The sequence below is a fragment of the Eubacterium pyruvativorans genome (genome assembly GCF_900102225.1).
GTDB lineage: Bacteria > Bacillota > Clostridia > Peptostreptococcales > Anaerovoracaceae > Aminicella > Aminicella pyruvativorans.
Genome location: NZ_FNBF01000054.1, coordinates 1 through 2,087 on the forward strand (window position 1 = coordinate 1; position 2,087 = coordinate 2,087).

The window sequence follows — 2,087 nt, forward strand, 5'->3', positions numbered from 1 at the left end:
CGTTGAACCGGAATACACGTATTTATGATTTCCACCGGCCGGACTGGTGATTTCCAGTTCACCGGATTTGCGCTTTCAGCACACCGGAATATTCACATGCCGATGGCAAAGGTGCGGATCTTGCGGCCGAGAATCTTCGCACTGATAGCGCAGACCAGACTGGAATCCAGACCGCCGGAAAGCAGGAATCCCAGGGGCGCATCCGCATCCAGACGATCCTCCACAGACTGAATCAGCCGTTCCCGGATACCCTTGCAGGCCGTCTCCAGGTCATCCCGGCTGAACTGCTCCACCCGGGTCAGTTCCTCATATGGAATGAACTCCCCTTCATAATAGTAGTGTCCCGGCGGGAACGGGCGGATCATGTCGCAGATGCCCACCAGGTTTTTTGCTTCGCTGGCAAAACAAATTCTGCCGGACCGGTCGTACCCGTAATGCAGCGGCCGGATGCCGATCGGATCTCTTGCCGCAATCCAGGTATCCTTCTCTCCATCGTAAATGACGGTGGCAAACTCAGATCCCATTCTGCGAAGCGTCTCCTTCAGTCCGAATTCACGATACATCGGCAGAATCAGCTCACAGTCACTGTCACTCCGGAAGGAATACCCTCTCGCTTCCAGTTCCTTCTTCATCGGGCGGAACCCATAGATTTCACCGTTGCAAACCACCACGCTCTTTCCCTGATGGAACGGCTGCATTCCTTCCGGTGTCAGGCCCATGATGGCCAGCCGGTGGAAGCCCATGTATCCGCTTCCCACCTCTTCAAACCGGGAATCATCCGGTCCTCTGGAAATCGTCTGATCGAAATGCGGCTTAATTTCTTCCGGCGTGAGCGCCTGTCCTGTAAAAGCAATAATGGAACACATAAAAAAGCACCTCCTGATCTCGCAGCTCCGTCCTATACTACATAGGACGAATAGCTGCTATCCGCGGTGCCACCTAACTTACCGGTTTTCCGGTCCCTTTCTAAGCTCTGACAAGCTCGTGCGCTGTAACGTGCGCAACACGTCTCCCTTACTGCCGGGGGTCTTTCGGGTTCTTTCTGAAGGAACCAACCGTCCCGGGTTCTGTTCGAGGCTCCCGGGTGTTCTTCGCGGAAATTCTTCGCACGGAGTTCTCACTATCCTCCGCTCACTGTGCCTGAACTTCTCCGGTACTTTTCCCGATCAATGCCTTTCGATATGTAATTTTCTTCGTTGGCCCTACTATACGGCGTTTATTGTTGATTGTCAACAATGTATTCGTTATTTTTCGTGATTTTTCATGAATAATCACGATTTCAGGCACAATGCCCCCCACCCTGCCGGCTGGACTGTGCAGTGTGCACAATTCATTACGCACAGCCGCCGATTCCTCACGCCAAGCTGTACACCTTGCACAATTCATTCCGATGATCCCGAATCCGCACCGGACATTCCGCACAACCGCCAATCTCGATATTTCCCATTGTTTACAAATTAATACTTGCGTACTTCTCCTATCTATGGTAAATTTACTATTGTTCGCGAGAGCGAAACGAAAACAAATAAATAACAGTATGGAGGATTGACCGAGTGGCTAAGGAGCTCGCTTGGAATGCGAGTAAGGTGTAACAGCCCCGTGGGTTCGAGTCCCATGTCCTCCGCCAGAAAGAGCAGCTTTTCGAAGCTGCTCTTTTTTCGTGTAACTTCAAGAGGTCGGTGATTGCAAGGGGTTTTGCGGGGTTAGAGACGAATGGACAGAGCCGCTTTAAGCCGAACAATACATGAGGCTCACCAGTGAAGATATGCCAGTCATTTTCTTTCCTTCTTTCTGCGGATCATTCTGCGCTTCCGAATGTATAGTATCTCAAGAAGATCTCCTTTCTGTGCTTTGAATTGGTCCTTTCCGTTTGCTTTAGCGCACTCGGGGATCCCCTGTTTTCTATATCGTTATCTCGATGTCTCGGACCTTCCAGGGAACGCCCTGAGGCTTGGCATCATGCAGGTGGGTCTGCCCATATTTCAATCCACGTGCCCCGTGCGGGGCACGACTCACATCCAGGCTGGTGAGGCTGCTACAGTCAGAATTTCAATCCACGTGCCCCGTGCGGGGCACGACGAACGCAG

The 2,087-nt window shown here is 52.0% G+C and carries 1 protein-coding gene and 1 tRNA gene; one reads left to right on the top strand and one right to left on the bottom strand.

The window, feature by feature from the left end:
- Nucleotides 1-92: 92 nt before the first annotated feature.
- Nucleotides 93-866: an asparagine synthase-related protein gene (locus BLQ24_RS09905; RefSeq protein WP_090164757.1), complete on the bottom strand. Its 774-nt coding sequence runs from the start codon at nucleotides 864-866 to the stop codon at nucleotides 93-95.
- Between the two features lie 673 nt (nucleotides 867-1,539).
- Between BLQ24_RS09905 and BLQ24_RS09910 the strand changes: the two genes are divergently transcribed.
- A tRNA-Ser gene (locus BLQ24_RS09910) sits at nucleotides 1,540-1,627 on the top strand.
- Nucleotides 1,628-2,087: the final 460 nt, after the last annotated feature.